The following is a 17,814-nucleotide window of genomic DNA, read 5'->3' as shown; positions in this document are numbered from 1 at the left end:
GGGAATATGTGCTTCAAGTTGTCCAAGTGTCGACATTTCTCGCCACCGGATTGCTCTGTGACTACGTGTGAGTGCAGATTTCTTGTCGTTTCGTGCGCGAAGACAATCTTTCCATGGTTCGGGGCGAAGAAATTCGGCAGATGGCCAGCAACGCCGGGGGCTCGCATCGCCCTCAATCGGCGATCCAGTTAATCCCGACCTATTGGAGGTCTTTCAGATGAAACTCTTCGACGCCGACGACTGCAGTTTTCAGGTCGTGACACCCGCCACGCAGGTGGAACGTGCTGTTGCCGAACTGCGGTTCGGACGCCCGGTCATCGTCGCCGACGGCAACCAGCGGCTAGCAATTCTGGCACTCGACTGCATATCACCCACGCTCTACGACCAGTTCGCTGCGGCGGTCGATGGTCGCCACGAGTTGTTCCTGACCGCAAAGCGCGCCGACAGACTGCGACCGTCTGCGAGCGGAGATCTTGCCGTCCCGCTTCGCGATGTCGACTTCGATGCCGCTTCGCGTCTTGCCTACGGGCTGAGCGCCCCCGCCCCACCGCATTGCAATCCACCCCATTCGCTGATGTCGAGAGGTGCAGAACTGGCACGGTTGGCTCTGCTCCTGCCTGCCGTGGTTTGTGCAGAGATCAGTGCGACCGAGCGCCGCTTCGCGGCCTGTTGTCAGATCGATCTGCACGCGCTGCTCTCCAGTGATGCTGCGCGCCAGACATTTGATATCGTGGTGCGCAGCCATGTGCCCTTGCGCGACTTGGGCGATGCGGAGTTCGTGGTGTTTCGGGGCGGCCTTGCGCAGAAAGACCAGGTTGCGATCATGGTGGGTCGGCCAGATTGCACGCGCGTGGTTCCGATCCGCATCCATTCTTCCTGCATCACGGGCGATCTCTGTGCGTCGCTGAAATGTGACTGTGGCGACCAATTGTACAATGGCCTCGCTGAGCTTAAGGCAATGGGCGGCGGCGTGCTTCTCTATCTTGATCAAGAGGGGCGGGGCACTGGCATAGGCGCCAAGATGCGGGCTTACGGCTACCAGCATCTCGGGCTGGACACGATCGACGCTGATGCAGAACTTGGCTATGGCACCGATGATCGGCGCTATGAGGCGGCGATTGCCATGCTGCGTGCCCTCGATATCTCCAGGGCGGTGGTCTTCACGAATAATCCCGGCAAGCTCACAGCTCTATCCAGAGGCGGCATTGCGGTCGAGAGCCGAATGCCGTTGACAGGCCAAGTGACCGCCGAGAACGTCGACTACTTGCGAACCAAGAAGGACAGGGCCGGACATCTGCTCGACATCGATGCCATCCTTGCCGCGGAGTAGGGGCAGATGCCGCTGAAGCCTCTCGAGGTGCAGTAAAATGTGGCGGAGAGCGGACCATCTTCAACGCTAAAGGTGAGCGCCCTTCTTGCCCTTGTCAGCGTCTTTGCATTCGCGGCCGCGGCCTACTTTCCGCTTGCCAACCATCTGTCCCTTGGTCACGACATCGGAGTTGCTGCTGCAGTCCTGCTGGTCGCCATCTACGCGCTCGTCTTCCGTGGCCTGCAATACCACCACGGCCGGAGTTTCGGACTCGCGAACGGCGTCACCGCGGTCAGGGCTGCGATGGTCAGCCTGATCGCCGCAGCAGTTTTCTCTCCAGCGTCTCCACCGACGCTGGAGAACGCGCCTTGGAGCTTCGTCGCTTTCGTTCTGATGGCGCTCGTACTGGACGGCTTGGATGGGTACCTGGCGCGCCGCAGTGACCAGGTCTCCGAACTTGGAGCCCGGTTCGACATGGAGATCGACGCCTTGCTGATCCTCTGCCTGTCAGCCGCCGCCTTCACTCTGGGCAAGGTCGGATCTTGGGTCCTGCTGATCGGGCTCATGCGCTATGTCTTCGTGGTGGCGCAGGTTCCCGTCCCGCTTCTGGCGGGCAGACTCCAACCCTCCCTTCGGCGCAAGATCGTCTGCGTGGTGCAGGTCGCGGTTTTATGCATCATCCTTGTGCCCTTCGTCACTGCGCCAGTGTCCTCGTGGCTCGCAGCTCTCGCCCTTGTGCTGCTCAGCTATTCGTTTGCTGTCGACTGCATCTACCTACTAAGCGAAGCCGGAGGGGATGAACAATGACAATTCGGGCGGGCATCGACACCACGATAGGGGTTACGCGATCGCTGTTGATCTACGACTGCCAGCCATGGCGCCGCCGCGTGCTTGGGCGCTTTTACGGCGATCAGATCTCACTTGACGATCTCGTTTTCGACATTGCTGCCCATGTGGGCAGCCGCAGACGGACGCTGATCTCCCTGGGGGCCTCGGTCGTGGCGGTCGAGCCGCAGCCCCTCTAGGCCGACCTGATCTAGCGGCATATTGGCGACCGGTTGCGGAGCTGGGAAGGCGTCGCGGTCGGTTAAGCAGAGGGCGAAGCGATTCTGCATGTTCCGAGGCGCCATCCCACGGTCACGGCTCTATCCAACCGTTTATTGACGGCGTCAGCGAGACCGCCGGTTTCCGGAATGTGACATGGGACAGCAAGGCAGTCGTGAAAGTGATAGTACTCAATCGGCTAGGCGAGAAATACGGTAGGCCGCAGTTCTGCAAGTCGATGTCGAGGGCCTGAGAGCGTAATAGTGCGGGGTCTCTCCCTGCCCACTCCATTGATTGCATTCGAGTACATTCCTGCTTTGCCACAGGTCGCGCATGAAACCATCGAAAGGCTCAACACCCGCGAAAACGTCAATCGTTGCCTGCGTCGATGGCAAGACGCAGAGCTGATAAACCATCAAGAATGGTCTGCTCATTCTGCGCAAACGTGACGCGCTGGAAGCGCGGGAAGACAATGACTGAATGGCTCGGACTTTCTTGTCTGCGCTGGGCCGACGATGGCGGCAACGGTCTACGTGTCGAGGCAGTATCGAGCTCTGCTGATTGCCGTCGTCGAAGCATATGAACCAAATCCCCTACTTCCGGAACTCACCGGCAGATGTCATTGCCGCCTTGTGACAGAAGAGTTGATTTTGGACGATTGGATCACGCGAGTTGCCGCAGCTTGAGGGCATCGCCGCAGCCTCCAATCGGATCCAAAGAGGGAGATTCTGATGAGACTGCTGTCAGCCCTGATGATCGCCCTGTCGATCGTGGCGGCTCCGTTCGCCTGGCACTTTGCCCAGATCCATTTCGCGCCTCGTGCACCTTTGGAGCCCACTGAATTCGATACGGCAGAAATCGACGGGGAGATTGCCGCCCTGCGTGACGAAGTGGTCGAATTGAGAAATCGGATTGATGGCCTGGATGCGCGTACTTCGCTCGACTTGGTCGGCGCGTCACGCGAGACGACGCCAGAAGAGGAGGTCGTTGTCACGCCCGACAGCCTGAAGGATTCCTTCGCCCAAGTCGTGCTGATCGCCGACCGGCGCTCGGCCAATGACGGCCTGACCGTGGCGACGCCATCCTTCCTGCAGGATCTGCTCGGTCTTCCGCGAGAGAACCTGACTGATGATTGCCAGTCAGCGACGAATCCGACACTCGCCGCTCTGCTTTCGACCGAAAATGTTGGACCTATCGAGGCGCGCATGCTGCGCCCGGCACTGATTTCCGCTAGGCAGGTCTTCGCCAACGTAAAGCTCTTCGAACCCGAGCTTTACGCGCGCATCAAGAGTGCGGGTTCGCTTTGTGTGCGGTTGATCCGCGGCTCGACCAGTTCCGCCTCCGCCCACGCTTACGGTCTCGCCATGGACATCAACGTCGATGGCGTGCTCGATACGCTGGCTGACGACAAGACCCAGCTCGGCCTGATCCTCCTCGCGGACTTCTTCAAAAAGGAGGGCTGGATCTGGGGCGCTGGCTTCAGCCGCGAAGATTCAATGCATTTCGAGGTCAGTCGCGAAAAGCTCGAGCAGTGGCGTCGGTTGGGCGAGATTTGACCAACACCAGGATTGTGGTAGCGGACAGCCCCGCAGCAGCGATCCGGTCTGGTTGACACCTTGGGTGCCATGTACCTGGAGAACGTGACAAACCCTTCCGCATCTGGCTGGCTAGCCACGACATGTCCCGCACATGTCGAATGGCTCCATGTCAATGGCAACCTGCATTGAGGCGTGCAGCGCGATGACCACGTTCAGGAACGGTGCGATTGCGAGTTTTGGGGGGGAGAAGCTGGTTGCAAATGCGCCGGCTGTGTGGCCCGCGACGGCTTCTCCGAGCCGGATGTCTTCCATGGTCGGCAGCAAGTCGAGCTTTTCATTCAACGCCAATGCCAATTCGGGCGTCGCGAATGGCAACTGGAAACCTCCCCACACGGACAGCATTCGTTCAATTCGACCGAGCTTCGATGGAGAAAAGGCGTCGGAACCGAAAGCCTCCTCGATCTTCGCCAGTGATTCAAGCGCCATGGCGAGCTTCATAAGCAGCGGCATGGGAATAATCAGGCTGGGCGGAGAGAGGCTGGACAAGTTTTGTAGCCGGTTGGTGAGGGCGGATACAGCATCGGGTTCCCCAAAAGGCGGCAGCTCCATTATTTCTGTCATCTGCATGAGGGTTGGCAGCCCGGCGACAATCTTTGCCATCTTCAGCTTGAAGGGAGAAAGTGCGAAGCGAAAATCGGGAATGGTCGAGGATGAAGCCGGAAACGTGTCGACGATGAAGGGATCGATTCCGAGCGCCTGCAGGTCCAGAACGAGACGAGCGACGATCGCGTAGTTGATCAGCGGCTGCATCTTCAACGTCGTCAGCCACCCGAGCTTTGGCCAGACATTGCGGGCAATGCTGTTGGCCGCCTGTTCCATCTGCATTTCCAGCATCGGCAGGTCGTTTAGCGCAAAAGTGCCGCTCATCAGCGATATCATCATTGCGACCTGTCCCAGAGGCCCGCCGCCGAGATCGAGATTGGGGAGGGTTTCCGGCTGAAAGCCGGAGGCGATCTTCATATCCAGCCGGCTCAAAGGCTCCATGCCGGGAATTGCCAAGGCCAGCTTCATCGAAAGCGGAGCAGTCGGCAACATGGGGACCATGCCCCAGTTGAACCTGTTGCGCGCGGCGTCGGCGGGCACGGTGCAGAAGCAGGGCATTGTCGCTCAGGTCTCCACGACGATCACGGACGTGTTGTCGATCGCTCCACCCTCAAGGGCGACGGAGATCAATTCGTCGGCCAGAACCTCAATGGGGCGGTCCGTGAGATAGCGGCGCAGCATGTCGAAGCCGGCATATTTGGTGAGCCCGTCCGAGCAGAGCAGGAACCGATCACCGGGACGAATGTCGCCTCGTCGCTTGTCTATCTCCAGCGTCTCGCCCACGCCGACGGCGCGGGTGATCTGATTTGCCTGGGGGTGTTTCTCTGCCTCTGCCCAGGTAATGAAGCCCTGCTCGACCAGTTCTCCGACAAAGGAATGATCGGTGCTGATCATCTCGAGATCGCCACCGCGAAGGCGATAGAGGCGGCTGTCACCGACCCAGAAACACATGAAATGCTCTTCCGAAAGCAGCAGCACCACCACGGTCGCGCCGATTGAGCCGCTGCCGCGCCGTCGCGCCTCAATACCGATCAGTCGATGGGCGTCGTGAAGTGCCTCGCGAGCCTGCAGCATTGTCTCTGAGGGGTCGAGATCGACCGGGAGCCGGTCCAACAATTCGGTGATCGCCTGGCTGGCGAAATCACCTGCGGCGTGTCCACCCATCCCGTCGGATACCGCCCAGAGCCCGATATCCGGCCGAACAAGTATGGCATCTTCGTTCACCTTGCGGACGAAACCCACATGTGTTCGCGCGCTGTGGCGCCGAAGTGTGGTTGAACTGGCAGTCATGTCAAACCTCTCCGTCGGCTCAATCCTGGAAAACCCACCTGGGGCCGTCGATATCGAAAAGCGAAGCCGCCTCGTCAGGTCCGCCTGGCAATTGGCTTGTCATCAGCAGGTGAGTTTCTGCGTTGACTGTCGAAACGAAGATTGATGCCGGCTGCGGTGCCGCCAGAGTCGCGAGTGCGAGTTCCGGGTCGCCATTGGTCACACTCGCCCAACCCAAGCCGATAGTTCCGAACCGAGGCAGCGTAAGCCGCTGGGGCGCTGGAATCCGTTCCAGCGCATCCTTCAGTGTGGAAAGAGACGAGCCATCCTCAAGCATGGTGAGTGCCGTATCTTCCAACTGCTCAAACATCGGCTCCACGGATTTATAGGCTGACCAGACGAGAGTCTCTAACTCCACCGCAAGACAAAGCGGATACTCGCGACCCACACGGTCGACGCTTGGCATCACAATGCCTGTCACTGCATACGGTCCGGCCAGTCCCGCCGACAGCGCAAAACGCCAGATTGGGGCGCTGAAATAGCATTCCCGCCAACGTTCTCCGAGTTCCTCTCGTCCGGCAACCATCAGCTTCTGCATCCAGTCGTCCCAAGCGCCGACAAATTGCGTTGAGAGACCGGATCGAACGAAATCGCCGACGCAGGGCACCTTTCCAAACCACCCGTACTGCACGCTGGTCTTCATCATAGCGAAGTCGGGCACTTGAAGCTGCCGATCGCCGAAGCCGTGAACGGATTGAGCGCAGAGCCCGCACGTAGCTGGAAGATTGCAATTCTGCCGCCGAGATTGAAGACCACACGATTGCGATCCGAGACATTCGTGCGGCGCACCTCCGCCGTGTCGAGAAGACGAAACCAGGACCATGGGCCATCACGTTGGATGGCGTTTTCCACGTCAGTGCGCGCCGGAGAAAACGATACCCGCGTGCGTCCGCTGTTTTGGCCTGGCCAAGTCAGAGGCGTGACCTCAGGTGGGCCATGGGCGTAGGAGACCGGCTGTCCCTCGATTTCCACCACAACCTGCTCGACATTGGGATCGAGCGCGACAGGCGTGACGTCGAAGGTGATCGATGGCAGGCCAGGGGCCACGAAGAAGCTGTCGCGGATTTCCGATGCTTTCTGGAACTGAGCGATGACGGCATCCGATATGCCGATGTCAACACCGTTCACTCGCCTTAACCGCCAGGGATTCGAGGTCGTGTCGACAAACTGCGCCAGATTGTCATTGAAGAACGCATCAATAAGTCCATTCGGCGCGAACAGTCGACCGAAGTCCTGCAGGGCCACATCGGCCTGGGCTTGCCTGTTGAAGGGATAGCGACCTTCGATTGCGCGAGTGCAGAAGGGGAGGACCTGACCCTGCCACTTCGCATTGATGTCGGCACGCGCCCCGCCAACAGCTGCTCCCGACGAGGCTGTCACGATCTGGGTGGCCCAGCGCTGCAGGGGATTGGGCAAGAGCGTGATTGCAGCCTGCAGCTCGGCAACAGCCCCGGTGCCTTGGCCGGCGATGGCGGCGCCGGTGTTCTGCCCGAGCGACAAGCGGTTGAGCTCGCTGAAGACATCCGCCATGCGCTGGATGATTTTATCCAATTCGGACGGGACACCTTCGGTTCTCGCCACGAGATCGTGCAAGCTGCGGAAACGATCCTCGACGAAGCGGCCAGGCGCTGTTGTCTGGACCTCGGCCGGTACGGACGAACTGAGAGCCCGGACGATCTGTTGTCCACCGGCATCCAGTTTTGAAATGGCTTCGCCACGCGCGATTTCGCTTGCAGCGGAGATTGCGTTGCTGGCCGCCACCTCCGCACCGGGCAGGGTAGTCAGCTTCGTCTCCTTGCTCACGGCCTCAAGCAAGTTGCGGATCGGCGATGTCGGACCTGAGAGGATGTTGATGACCTGGGTCGCCTGGCCAAGATTTTCCATCGGGATGATGTCGACGTCGGCCAGGAGCTCGTCATAGCGGGCCACATAATCGTTCTCGTAGAGGGCAAGGATATCCTTTTCCAGACGAGCCAGGATTTCCGATGTGACCTCTTCGGCGTGAGGACCAAGGACCAGATTTTCGAATTGGACCCGATCAGAGATCGTGTCGAGCGAGGGTAGGAAGTATGTGTAGAAGCCATTCCGCGTGTAGACCCCCTCCACGCCAGCGCTGAGCGGCTTGCCGGAAGGGCGCAGCATGACGCGCGAGACGGCGGGACCACTGACATCCGTCACCCGGAAGGGCTCGATCGCGGTGGCCCCAGGTGCCTTGACCAGGCCGCGGTAGACCCGTTCCGCGATCGGCGTTTCAGACAAAAGCAATTGGATCTGCTCGACCAGCGGACCGTTGAGCCCAATCTTGCGCATTGGCTGGTTGAGCATAGCGTCGAGATGACCGAGCAGTTCCTGCTGCACCTCGTCCTGACCCTTTAGGGCGATCGCCCAGTCGACCTGCATCCATTGTCTGACGGTGTCAGCATCCATCGGGCCTTGCAGCCCAAGCATCTGGTAGACCTTCAGCGCCTCGAAGAGGAAATCGGGATTGTTGATGTTGGTCTGCATCTGCTCTTCAAGGCGGAATAGCAGACGGGGCAGCATCATGCTGTTGAGCGCTCCGCGATAGGTCTGTGCGGACTCGGTACCAACGGCGTCGCCTTGGTACAGGCCGAAGGTGAGTGCCAATGGTGCCTCGGGGTCACTGGCCGCGGGATTGCCGGGCAGGTCCCGCAGGAGGTTAAGAGCTGGGACGATCACTGGCAGGTCGGCGTCGGCTATTGGGCTGCCGGGGATGTCGCCGGCAAGCTTGCGGAATTCGTCGATCTGAGCGCTGGCGTTTGAGATCAGGGCGACATTGCCGATAAAGCTGTTTGTCCACAGGGCGGTGGTTCCGAGCAAGCCGAGGATGCTGGCCGCGATGGCTCCGCGCTTGACCCAGAGATAGCGACGCTCGACTGCATCGTCGGCCGATACCAGGCCGGCCTCGCGGAAGATCACCGTATTCATCAGCCGCGTCAAAAAATAGCTGCGTCCCTGGCCGCGGCCCGTGCCTATCGCCTGCCGGCCGATGCCGAAGGTGTTGGCCATGCCCATCATCAGGCGGTCGATCGGCGTGCCTTCCTGCGTACCAGACGTGAAATAGACACCGCGCAGGAGCTGATTTTCTTCAAATCGGCTGTCATGGAAGATGTCGCCGAGGAAGCTTTCGGCGACATTGCGGAGTGAGGCGATTTGTGCCGGGAAACCTGCGATCAGGCTGCGGCGTTGATAATCTGTTTCGGCCTGCATTCGTTCAAGGCTGCGATTGGCGAGCTGAGACAGCAGCAGGTCGAACTCGGCATTGAACGAGGCGAGTGCCTCACTGGCCTGAGCTGCCTTTTCGTAAGGAAGAGTAAAGCCCCAGACTTGCTCCCGTTCGTCAGATCCGAGATTGTCGAAGAACTCCTGGAAACCCGCGATCAGATCGGCCTTGGTGAAGAGGATGTACACTGGGAAGCGGACGCCGAGGCGCTCGCGCAGTTCCTGCAGGCGGGAGCGGATTGCCTGGGAGTGGGCGCGCCTATCTTGTTCGGTCAGCAACGACAGGTCGGACAGACTGATTGCGACCAACGCACCATTGATCGGCTGGCGTCGTCGATGCTTCTTCAGCATGTCGAGGAACCCGGTCCAGGCCTTTGCGTCGGCATTGCGATTGCTATCCTGTGTGGTGTAACGGCCGGCCGTGTCGAGTAGCACCGCCTCGTTGGTGAACCACCAGTCGCAGTTGCGCGTACCACCAACTCCGCCAATTGCACCCTTGCCCATGCGGTCGGCCAGCGGGAAGTGCAGACCGGAATTGACGATCGCTGTTGTCTTGCCGGCGCCCGGCGGACCAATGATGATGTACCAGGGCAATTGGTAGAGATAGCGCGAGCCGAAGCGGCCGCCGAGTTTGGACTTTCGCAGGAAGCCAAGCGCCTCGGTCATGCGCTTGCGGACTTCCAGGAGTTCAGCTTCGACGGCATCGCCATCGTCATCACCCTTGGGGCTGACGGTATTGCTGGTGATCGCATTGGTCATCTGGCGATCTTGCGAACGACGGCGCAGCAGGATGACCAGGATGGCGATGGTCGTGATCGCTGCAAGGCCAGCGATGGCGATCACGCGGTTCGATTCCCGGTCAAACGGTCGGATGTCACCCAGGGCCAGAAGTGGGCCAAGCAGCCAGATCGTGACCGCCAGTACTAGGCTGAAAACGATGATGGCTCCGATTGAGCTGAGGATATGGGAGCGGATTGTGCGGAACATGGCTCAGCCTGCCTTCACTAGGATGACTTCAATACGACGATTGGTGGCTCGACCCTCAGGCGTGTCGTTCGACGCCAGAGGTTCCTTGTCGGCGCGTCCTTCGGCCGTGATGCGTCCCTTGTCCGACAGAGTGCCGGAAATCCGGTCCATGACGGATTTTGCCCTCGATAGCGAAAGCTGGAGATTGGAGGGAAAACGCGCGGACTTGATCGGTACGTTGTCGGAGTGGCCGGCAACGATGATACGTCCGTCCTCGCCGTTCAGCGCCTCGGAAACCCGGTCCATAATGTCGCCAAACCGTGGCTCGAGCTGATCCGAACCAGACGGGAACATTCCGTTGCCGGTGATCCGGATGGTCAACGTGTTGCCACTGCTTGCCACGGATACCAGCCCCTCGGTGATTTCGGGCTCCAAAAAGGAGGAAACGGCCTCGACGGACGAGATCTCCTGCGGGGCAGGTGGTGGAGGCGGTGGCGGTGGCGCCGGCCGAGAGAGCTCCACAGGTCCATTGACGTCGAGAGACGTAATAAGGCCGCTCAGGCGGCTGGTGTCGCCCCCTAGCGCCAATGAAAATCCGAAGAAAATCAGGCATGTCATGGCAAGCGTCGCGCCTGCAGTGCTCCAGACTGGCGTCCAGAGCGACAGCACACGATGCGCTACATCAACACCTCTCCAGCGGAGTGACAGATCGGGTTCAACCGGGCCGCGATGGGTTCTGATCAGCCTCGCGAGGCCCTCGCGGATTTCCAGATGCTTTTCGGCGCCGCGTTGAGCGACGCGCAAGCGGCCTTCAAAGCCCAAGCTCAGGCAGACATAGAGGAATTCGAGCAGGTCACGGTTCTGCGATGGGGCCGCCTCGAAGCGTGACAGCAATTCGTAAAACCTGTCGCCGCCATGCGTTTCCTTGTGGAAGGTGCCGACCATGCTCTGCAATGCCCAGACGCTCTGACCACCCCAAGGCGTGTTCAGAACGACATCGTCAATCGTCGCACAGATGGCGTAGCGGGCGGCGACGACGGACTGCGCCGGGACACCGACCTGCAATGCAGCGTTTTCGAAGTTGCGGATCTCAGCGACCACACTTTCGCGCAAAGCTGCCGGATTGGAATGCTGCGCTCGATTGCGGATGCGGGCGACCAGCGAGAAGAGGGTCGAGGCTGCGGCATTGAGTGGGTTCAGACCTGTCGCACCTGCAGCAACGGGCACGTCCTGGACGTTGCTGCCGGGGGGGGCAGACGCCATGCCTTGACCATGGTTTTGGGGAGGCGTGGCCAGTCGCTCTTGACCGGATTGCGTTGCCTGGTTCGGAGGCGGCATCGGGGTCGGAGCGGTGGGCCGACGTCCCGCCGGGTTCGGTCGGATGACTGTTTTGTCCGTGTCGAACGGTTCGGCAAAGGGGTCGTCACGGTTCATGGGGTGCTCCTAGGGGCAGGGCTCAACGAATGGCCCAGAGTTCCATTTCGAGATCGGGAAAATCGCCGGAAACATGCACAGCCAGCCCGCCCGACGTCGTCATCTGCTTCCAGGACGGACTTGTGGTATCGAGTTCGAAATAGACGACGCCGGCATGGTAGGGCACCTGACGCGGTGCCACGGGAAGCGGACGCAGCGCGACGCCCGGTAGCGCGGAGTTCACGAGCTGGCGGATTTCCTCAACTGGGCCGAGCTTTGCCTGAGTCGGAAAGTGGCGTCTTACGCTTTCGGGCGGCACGGCGGCTTTGGCGGCAAGCACGAAAGTCGCCGATGACAGAAGACGCTTGTCGCTGATCAGGGCTACGGACACACCGTATTTGCGTGGCTCAATCGGAATCCGGACCGCGTTCTGCTCCAGCACCGCGCTCAGATACTGGCGCAGCGCCCGGAATACCGGCTGGAATACGTTAGTGAGGTCGTGATGCTGGTAGATCGGGAACTGCGGAGACAGTTTCTCAGGCGTCATAAAGGTGGCTATTTCACCCGCCAGCGACGTCAGTGCCTGGAATATAAGCTGTGGATGCGCATTCTCGATGGAGACGAGATGGCGCATGGCGGGAAGTGCCTTGTTGACGGACACAAGCAAAAGGAAGTCGGTGATTTCAGCGACCCCCTTCGTTGTCCCGTCCTGATTGAGGCGACTTGCTAGTGCCTCGGCGCGATGGCTCAACAGGCCTTCCAACTCCTGCATGAAGTCATGCAGGGGCGGCGCCGCGCGGGCATCCGTGCAGGTGGCAATGAAGGAGCGGTCGAGGATGATCTCACGATCTTGCCGCACTTCGATAATGCGGGCAATCGGGATGACAATTTGATCCGACAGGTCGTCCAAGTCGATCGCAAGCTGCAGGCGCAACCTAGCGATCGCCATGCGCACCGCTCTGTTGTCGCGACCCATGCTGTCGGTCACTTCGATCTCGTCAGGTTTGAACCGCGCCGCTGATTGCGGAGCACCGGTCATGTCGACTTCTGCGGCGCCTTGCCGACGTATCGGGACAGCGAGATAGACGACGGAATTCTTTGCGCTTGTCGGAACCTCAAGCGCTGGCGGATGATCGTCGGCAGACGGTATCCGGAAGGTGGTGCCGTCTGGTGTCAGACCCGTGCAGGACTTCACAGCGATCTTGCCGAGCTTCAGCAACTCGTCGTCGAGTGTCAGTTCCCGGACACCCCAGGCATACGGTGCGACCGCCGAGGCAACACCGGCAACCAGTGCCTCGACGTATCGATCATGCTGCTGGAAGTGATGAGGTTGAAGGAACAACCCCTCCTGCCAGACGACCTTGTTTTCCCAGGACACGCGTATTGTTCTCCTTCAGATGGCCGGTTCAGCGGATGGACACGGAATTGCCTGAGACGACGACTCGGACATTGTCGCTGAACGGGCGGACGTCGAGGAACTTCGCGCCGTCTATGTTGCGGAAAGCGGTCACGACACCGATGGCAGCGGGCGGCGTCGGGAAGGTGCGGGTCGTGTTCACGGTTCGGCCGGGAGCCAGTTGAACCTCATCCACTGCGATGAGGTCAGCACCGAGAGTCGCCTCGGCGGAATTGAAGACCGCAAAGAAATCGGCGGTCCGGAAGTTTGCAGTCGACGCGAGGTAGTAAACCTTGACCTTGGCCGGTGCGCCCCCGTTCATGTCGCCGGTACCTGCGACGGAGAGCTGGACGGTCGTCGCCGATGGTCCTGCTGCCGTACAGCCAAACAGAGCCAGGAAACCTGAAAGGGCAATTATCGTACGAATGAGGGACATGGTGTGTTCCTTTAGAGTTTGCGGAGTTGTGCTTGATAAGCCCGCGCGAACTCGCGACCGAAGGTCGACTGAAAGTCGTCTTCGGTCTCTTTTGCGATTTGGGCGTACATTTTCTCGTAGGCTTCCCAATAGCGGGCCTTCTTGCCGCCCAGCAGGCTGCCAAGAGTGGTTCCAGACTCGATACGGGCAGAGAGTTGATCGGGCCCGAGCCGCAAAAGCAGGTCCTTCAACGCCGCTTGCATGCCGGACATCATTGCCACTTCATGCGCACGAATGTCGTTCAGCGCTTCGGCGGTGGCCTCCTCCGCATCGAGGTAGCCGCGTATTGTGGGGCGGATCATCGCCTCGATCGCCTGTTCCGGACTGATCGAGAATTTAAGCGGATTGTTGCCTCCCGAGCCAATCATGGTGCGGTCCATGCGCATCTCGCTCTTAATCGAGGCGCGCGTCATCAGGATCTCTCGCATGCCGGTGACCATGGCCGCGAAAACACCACCGAGCCGCCTCATGATTTCCTCTAATTCGGCTGGAGGGATGTTCAGATGATCTGCGCCCGCACCCTCGAGAAAGGCTTGGGCCGCAGCGTCTCCTGTCGTCGCCGACTTGGGCACTGGAGCGACATCCGCCGCAGCCGTCTGGGCCGGGAGGGCGGGGCTCAGAGAAACAGAATCGGGAGGATGCGCCGGCTGGAAGGAGGGCGCCACTGGTGGAGGTTCGAAGGCCGGAACTGTGGGTAGTATCGGCTGCGATCTCGCTTGAGAGACGGGCACCTGCGGCGCCGGTGCAAACATTTCGTCCCAGTCGTCAGGAATTGCGGATGGCTGCACAGCGGGAGCGGCAAAGTAATCCTGCGATGTCGGGCGATGGTCCGATACGCTGGCGCCTTGCGAGGCCGGCCACTGGCTGCCTCCGAGGAAACCGCCGGCTCGCGGCAAGGGGGAGGACAACGGATCTTGCTGGAGGGGGGCTGAGTCCCATGATGTGGCTCCTGTCATGGGCGCGGAAGAACCCAAGAGATCGTCCAGCGGGTCGTAGCCCGGTGTCGCCATACCGCCCAGAAGATCATCGAGAACGAGATCCGGAGGTGCAGCATTCGGTGTGACACCAGCGATAGGGCTGTCTTCAACGGGCGGCAGTGGCTGTGCGGCGCGGGCATCGCGCATGGCGGCGGCAATCTCGACGGTCAGCTCGAATGGGCCGAGCTGAATAACGTCGCCATGGTTCAGCGGTGTCGGAATTGTTCCGACCCGTTCGGTGCCATAGTTGAGGAAGGTGCCGTTGGTGCTGATATCGATGATGACATAATCACCATTGCGTTCCTCGAGCACGCAGTGGCGCTTCGATAGCTGCCGATCCGGATCCGGAAGGGAGAGGTCATTTTCCTCGCCCCGCCCAATGGTCAGCGCGCCATTCTGCATTTCGATCGTGGCATGCCCGTTGGGAAGCGTGCCCGAGGAGATCAGTCGGAGCTTGAGACCCATAATGTTATCCTCCCACCAGCACTGTGACGCAGCCCATCACGATTGCGCCGCCATGGGCGCAGGTGTCGCCAAGCCGTGCCTGGGGTTTCTTGCCGGTCAAAACCGTGACCGACCCCTTGGCGATCAGATCCGGCGGACCAATGCAGACGGCCATGGCGGTCGCAGTCGCTGCCGGCATCTTGCCAATCAGTACGGTCGGACAAGGCACGACGATCGGCCCCCCCACATGAGGGATGAACCCGGTCAACATCGGGCACACATGATTGTCGGCGACGCGCGCTGCAGGCAGGGTCATGAGTTTACCCCGCTGTCCGTCATGGTTCTGCTTCCGCCGAGGTCCGCTTTGCCGCTGCCTCCTCGGGCGATATCGAGCCCGCGGGCAAGGAGCAGCGGGCCCTGGCTTTCGACCTTATTCTCGTCGTGGAACAGCGAGGTGAGGGCCATGCCGAACACCGCCGCACCGACAGCGCCGGCCGGTGCCTGGTAGTCGTCGAGTTCCCCGGGGCCGAGCGTGCCGTCTGCAAAACTTGCAGCCATGGCGCACAGAAAGGTCTCGTCGTGGTTTCCGGCAGTGTCCAGTGCCTCCCGGGCGCGGGTCCGGCTTTCGACGCCAGGCTGAAAAACCCAGATTTCAGCCGCCTTTAGGGAGGCGGGGATGACGGCGCCTTGGGGAACGATGTCGTGTGCCGACAGGCATGCCCACCATGTTGCCTCACGAGCGGGCAAGCTGTGGGCGAGAAGCTGTAGCATGTCGATCAGCGCGCCCTTCGTCTCGAGTTCCGCCAGCACCTCGGCAATCGAGGCATTGGCCGGAGCGTCGATCCGGGCCTGCAGCACAACATTGCCTTGTGCCAGTATCTTGGCTGCCGGAACGTTTGGCAGCTTCTTCAGATCCCGATAGGGTGAACCATCCGTCATCGCCGTGCCCATCAGTTGATCATTGTCAGAGCGCCCTTGGCGATCAGCAGGCCTGCGGATTTCAGCTCGGTCATGCCACCGCCCTCCAGTTTCAGCATGCCGCCTCCCTTGAGCGAGGCCTGCCCTTGGCCTTCCATCGTCAATTGGGCACCGGCAGTCACCTTGGCAGTCGCCGTGGCCTTTACCTCGATCTGGGTGGAGGAAATTGTGATCTTCGCTGGCGTCATCTCGATCTGCGAGCCGCCGCAGACCAACGTGATCTTCGACCCCGCCGAGAGCTTGAGCGTTGTCGCGACGTCGATGTCGTAGCTTTTTCCAATGTCGTCGGATTTTGCCCCGGTTATCGAGACGGCCTGGTTCGCCTTGACGGTCAACTTGTCGTCGTTGCCGATCGTGGTGGTCCGCTTCTGCGCGATCGAGACCGTCTCCTCGCCTTTGGCGACGGTGAAGCTGTGGTTGCCTTCGCGGATGGTCTCGGTCTTGTCGCCATGAATTGTCTGACGCAGCGTCCCGCCCTTGCGGTGCTCAAGGCCGACCGTAATTTCGGCGTTGTTCTTGACGATCTGCGTGTAGTCGCGTTCAGCCTGGAAACGCACGAGTTCGGCGTCGCGCTTGTCGTCGAAAACGAGCTCGTTGAAGCCGCCTCCACCCTTGGAACTGTTCGTCTTCAGTCCGACCTGCGTCTGGTTCGCTGGCAAGGGGTAGGGTAGCCTGGTATCGCCGTTGTAAACCATGCCGGTGATCAACGGGCGGTCGAGATCACCTTCCTCGAACTGAACGACCACTTCTTGGCCGACGCGCGGAACACCGACCATGCCCCAGCCCTTTCCGCTCCACGGCACAGCGGTGCGGATCCAGCAGGAGGACATGTCGTCGCGACGCCCCAGGCGGTCCCAGTGGAACTGAACCTTCACGCGGCCATATTGATCGGTCCATATCTCCTCGCCCGGCTTTCCGACAACCACGGCGGTCTGCAGACCGGTATGGGTTGGACGCGGTGTCGTCTGCGGCGCGCGAAACGCCATGTCCACGGGTTGAACTTCGAAGATGCAACGGTGGGAATCGCTGCTGTTGCTGCGGTCGAAATCAAGCGTCGGGCCAAGGATGGCTTCGATGAACTCGCGGTCTTCGACATTGGCATCTATCTGCAGCTGATGGCGGGCCTGTAGGACGAGATATTCGTTGTTTTCGGCCTTGCGCGGATGCTTCTTCAGCTTGAATTTGCTGCCTGCGGCCATCTGGCGGACATTGCAAACTCCGTGGGAGCGCTGAGCCTGTGCCGCAAAGCCTTCAACTTTGACCCGCGCATGGTGCTCGCCTTCACGGATGTCGGCATGGCGGCCGGGGTACTCATAAAGCTCGTATGACTTGTAGGCATGTTTGCCCTTCGGAAGCGACTTGACCGATTTCAGGTCCGATTTTGGCTTCTCGAAATCATAGTCCTGAAGAGTCACCTTGCCGGTGCGAATGCTTTCAGCACCTCGCCATTCGAAGACATGATCCTCCGTCCGGCGGTAGCTGGACTCACGGAAGTAGAATTCGAGCTCAGCGCCATCCTCAATGTCCTTGTGGGCACTGGCATCGTCGGCGAGAACGAGGATCTCTTTCGTCTTCTCGTGGGTGAAATAATAGTAGATGCCTTCCTCTTCCATCAGCCTGGACACGAAGGCGAAATCGGTCTCAAGATACTGAACGCAGTAATTGCGCTTGGGATAGGCGTGTTTGGTCGAATTCCGGAAGTCGGAGAATCCGTGCTGACCGAAGATTTCCTTGATCACGTCGATCACCGACTTGTCCTGGAAAATCCGGCAGTTCGACGTCAGTGTCAGGAACCACAGCCACGGTCGAACCTCGGCACGGAAATAACCCCGTCCGGCGTGCGAACCGAGATATTCGGCAGACATGCAGCGACCCTGGAAATAGCGCGTTTTGTCGTTCGGAGCGTCGACTTCCAGCCGCAAACGTTCGCCCACCAGCTTTTGCAGGTCGAGATCGATATCCTGAGACATGAATTCGATCGTCGTATCCGTCATCACGCTCAGGCCTTCCGTGACCTCGGCTCTCATCAGGAAGCCCTTGAGGTCGTTAGGCAATTCGAGGCGGACATGACGTCCTTTGAGGATACTGTTGCTGGTCATTGA

At 60.1% G+C, this 17,814-nt stretch carries 15 protein-coding genes; 4 read left to right on the top strand and 11 right to left on the bottom strand.

The features are described from left to right. The first annotated feature begins 217 nt into the window (after window positions 1–217). The 4 genes from ribA to ACWPM9_RS20705 all read left to right on the top strand — a co-directional run bounded on the left by ribA (window position 218) and on the right by ACWPM9_RS20705 (window position 3,909). Window positions 218–1,330: a GTP cyclohydrolase II RibA gene (ribA, locus tag ACWPM9_RS20720; RefSeq protein WP_484757782.1), complete on the top strand. Its 1,113-nt coding sequence runs from the start codon at window positions 218–220 to the stop codon at window positions 1,328–1,330. A 72-nt stretch (window positions 1,331–1,402) separates the two neighbouring features. Next, window positions 1,403–2,116, top strand: coding sequence for a CDP-alcohol phosphatidyltransferase family protein (locus tag ACWPM9_RS20715; RefSeq protein WP_484757781.1), 714 nt, complete (start codon window positions 1,403–1,405; stop codon window positions 2,114–2,116). Continuing rightward, on the top strand, window positions 2,113–2,334 hold the full coding sequence (locus tag ACWPM9_RS20710; protein ID WP_484757780.1) for a hypothetical protein: 222 nt from the start codon (window positions 2,113–2,115) through the stop codon (window positions 2,332–2,334). The genes ACWPM9_RS20715 and ACWPM9_RS20710 overlap by 4 nt, the downstream gene beginning before the upstream one ends. A gap of 750 nt (window positions 2,335–3,084) precedes the next feature. After that, window positions 3,085–3,909: a M15 family metallopeptidase gene (locus tag ACWPM9_RS20705; protein ID WP_484757779.1), complete on the top strand. Its 825-nt coding sequence runs from the start codon at window positions 3,085–3,087 to the stop codon at window positions 3,907–3,909. A gap of 111 nt (window positions 3,910–4,020) precedes the next feature. Here the strand turns inward: ACWPM9_RS20705 and ACWPM9_RS20700 are convergent, their stop codons facing one another. From ACWPM9_RS20700 to ACWPM9_RS20650, 11 genes are read right to left on the bottom strand one after another with little or no spacing between them, the layout of a single operon-like run. Continuing rightward, on the bottom strand, window positions 4,021–5,052 hold the full coding sequence (locus tag ACWPM9_RS20700; RefSeq protein WP_484757778.1) for a hypothetical protein: 1,032 nt from the start codon (window positions 5,050–5,052) through the stop codon (window positions 4,021–4,023). 6 nt (window positions 5,053–5,058) lie between these two features. Continuing rightward, window positions 5,059–5,784, bottom strand: coding sequence for a PP2C family protein-serine/threonine phosphatase (locus ACWPM9_RS20695; protein WP_484757777.1), 726 nt, complete (start codon window positions 5,782–5,784; stop codon window positions 5,059–5,061). A 19-nt stretch (window positions 5,785–5,803) separates the two neighbouring features. Next, window positions 5,804–6,484 carry a type VI secretion system-associated protein TagF gene (gene tagF / locus ACWPM9_RS20690; RefSeq protein WP_484757776.1) on the bottom strand — a complete coding sequence of 227 codons (681 nt, stop codon included), beginning with the start codon at window positions 6,482–6,484 and terminating at the stop codon, window positions 5,804–5,806. Next, window positions 6,466–10,050: a type VI secretion system membrane subunit TssM gene (gene tssM / locus ACWPM9_RS20685; RefSeq protein WP_484757775.1), complete on the bottom strand. Its 3,585-nt coding sequence runs from the start codon at window positions 10,048–10,050 to the stop codon at window positions 6,466–6,468. The genes tagF and tssM overlap by 19 nt, the downstream gene beginning before the upstream one ends. 3 nt (window positions 10,051–10,053) lie before the next feature. After that, window positions 10,054–11,463 carry a type VI secretion system protein TssL, long form gene (gene tssL, locus ACWPM9_RS20680; protein ID WP_484757774.1) on the bottom strand — a complete coding sequence of 470 codons (1,410 nt, stop codon included), beginning with the start codon at window positions 11,461–11,463 and terminating at the stop codon, window positions 10,054–10,056. Between the two features lie 22 nt (window positions 11,464–11,485). Further along, the gene (gene tssK / locus ACWPM9_RS20675; RefSeq protein ID WP_484757773.1) at window positions 11,486–12,820 is read right to left on the bottom strand and encodes a type VI secretion system baseplate subunit TssK; all 1,335 of its coding nucleotides are present in this window, start codon (window positions 12,818–12,820) and stop codon (window positions 11,486–11,488) included. Window positions 12,821–12,848: 28 nt separating this feature from the next. Further along, window positions 12,849–13,274: a type VI secretion system lipoprotein TssJ gene (tssJ, locus tag ACWPM9_RS20670; protein ID WP_484757772.1), complete on the bottom strand. Its 426-nt coding sequence runs from the start codon at window positions 13,272–13,274 to the stop codon at window positions 12,849–12,851. Window positions 13,275–13,285: 11 nt separating this feature from the next. Next, on the bottom strand, window positions 13,286–14,755 hold the full coding sequence (gene tagH / locus ACWPM9_RS20665; protein ID WP_484757771.1) for a type VI secretion system-associated FHA domain protein TagH: 1,470 nt from the start codon (window positions 14,753–14,755) through the stop codon (window positions 13,286–13,288). A gap of 4 nt (window positions 14,756–14,759) precedes the next feature. Then, complete coding sequence (locus ACWPM9_RS20660) at window positions 14,760–15,050, bottom strand: PAAR domain-containing protein (RefSeq protein WP_484757770.1); 291 nt, start codon at window positions 15,048–15,050, stop codon at window positions 14,760–14,762. Beyond that, window positions 15,047–15,673 carry a DUF6931 family protein gene (locus tag ACWPM9_RS20655; RefSeq protein WP_484757769.1) on the bottom strand — a complete coding sequence of 209 codons (627 nt, stop codon included), beginning with the start codon at window positions 15,671–15,673 and terminating at the stop codon, window positions 15,047–15,049. The genes ACWPM9_RS20660 and ACWPM9_RS20655 overlap by 4 nt, the downstream gene beginning before the upstream one ends. Window positions 15,674–15,684: 11 nt before the next feature. Further along, entirely contained in the window at window positions 15,685–17,811 is a 2,127-nt protein-coding gene (locus tag ACWPM9_RS20650; RefSeq protein WP_484757768.1) for a type VI secretion system Vgr family protein, read from the bottom strand. Window positions 17,812–17,814: the final 3 nt, after the last annotated feature.

The sequence above is a fragment of the Agrobacterium sp. H141 genome (assembly GCF_057158725.1).
Note: the sequence above shows the minus strand (reverse complement) of the source record. Positions and strands in the feature narration are given on the sequence as shown.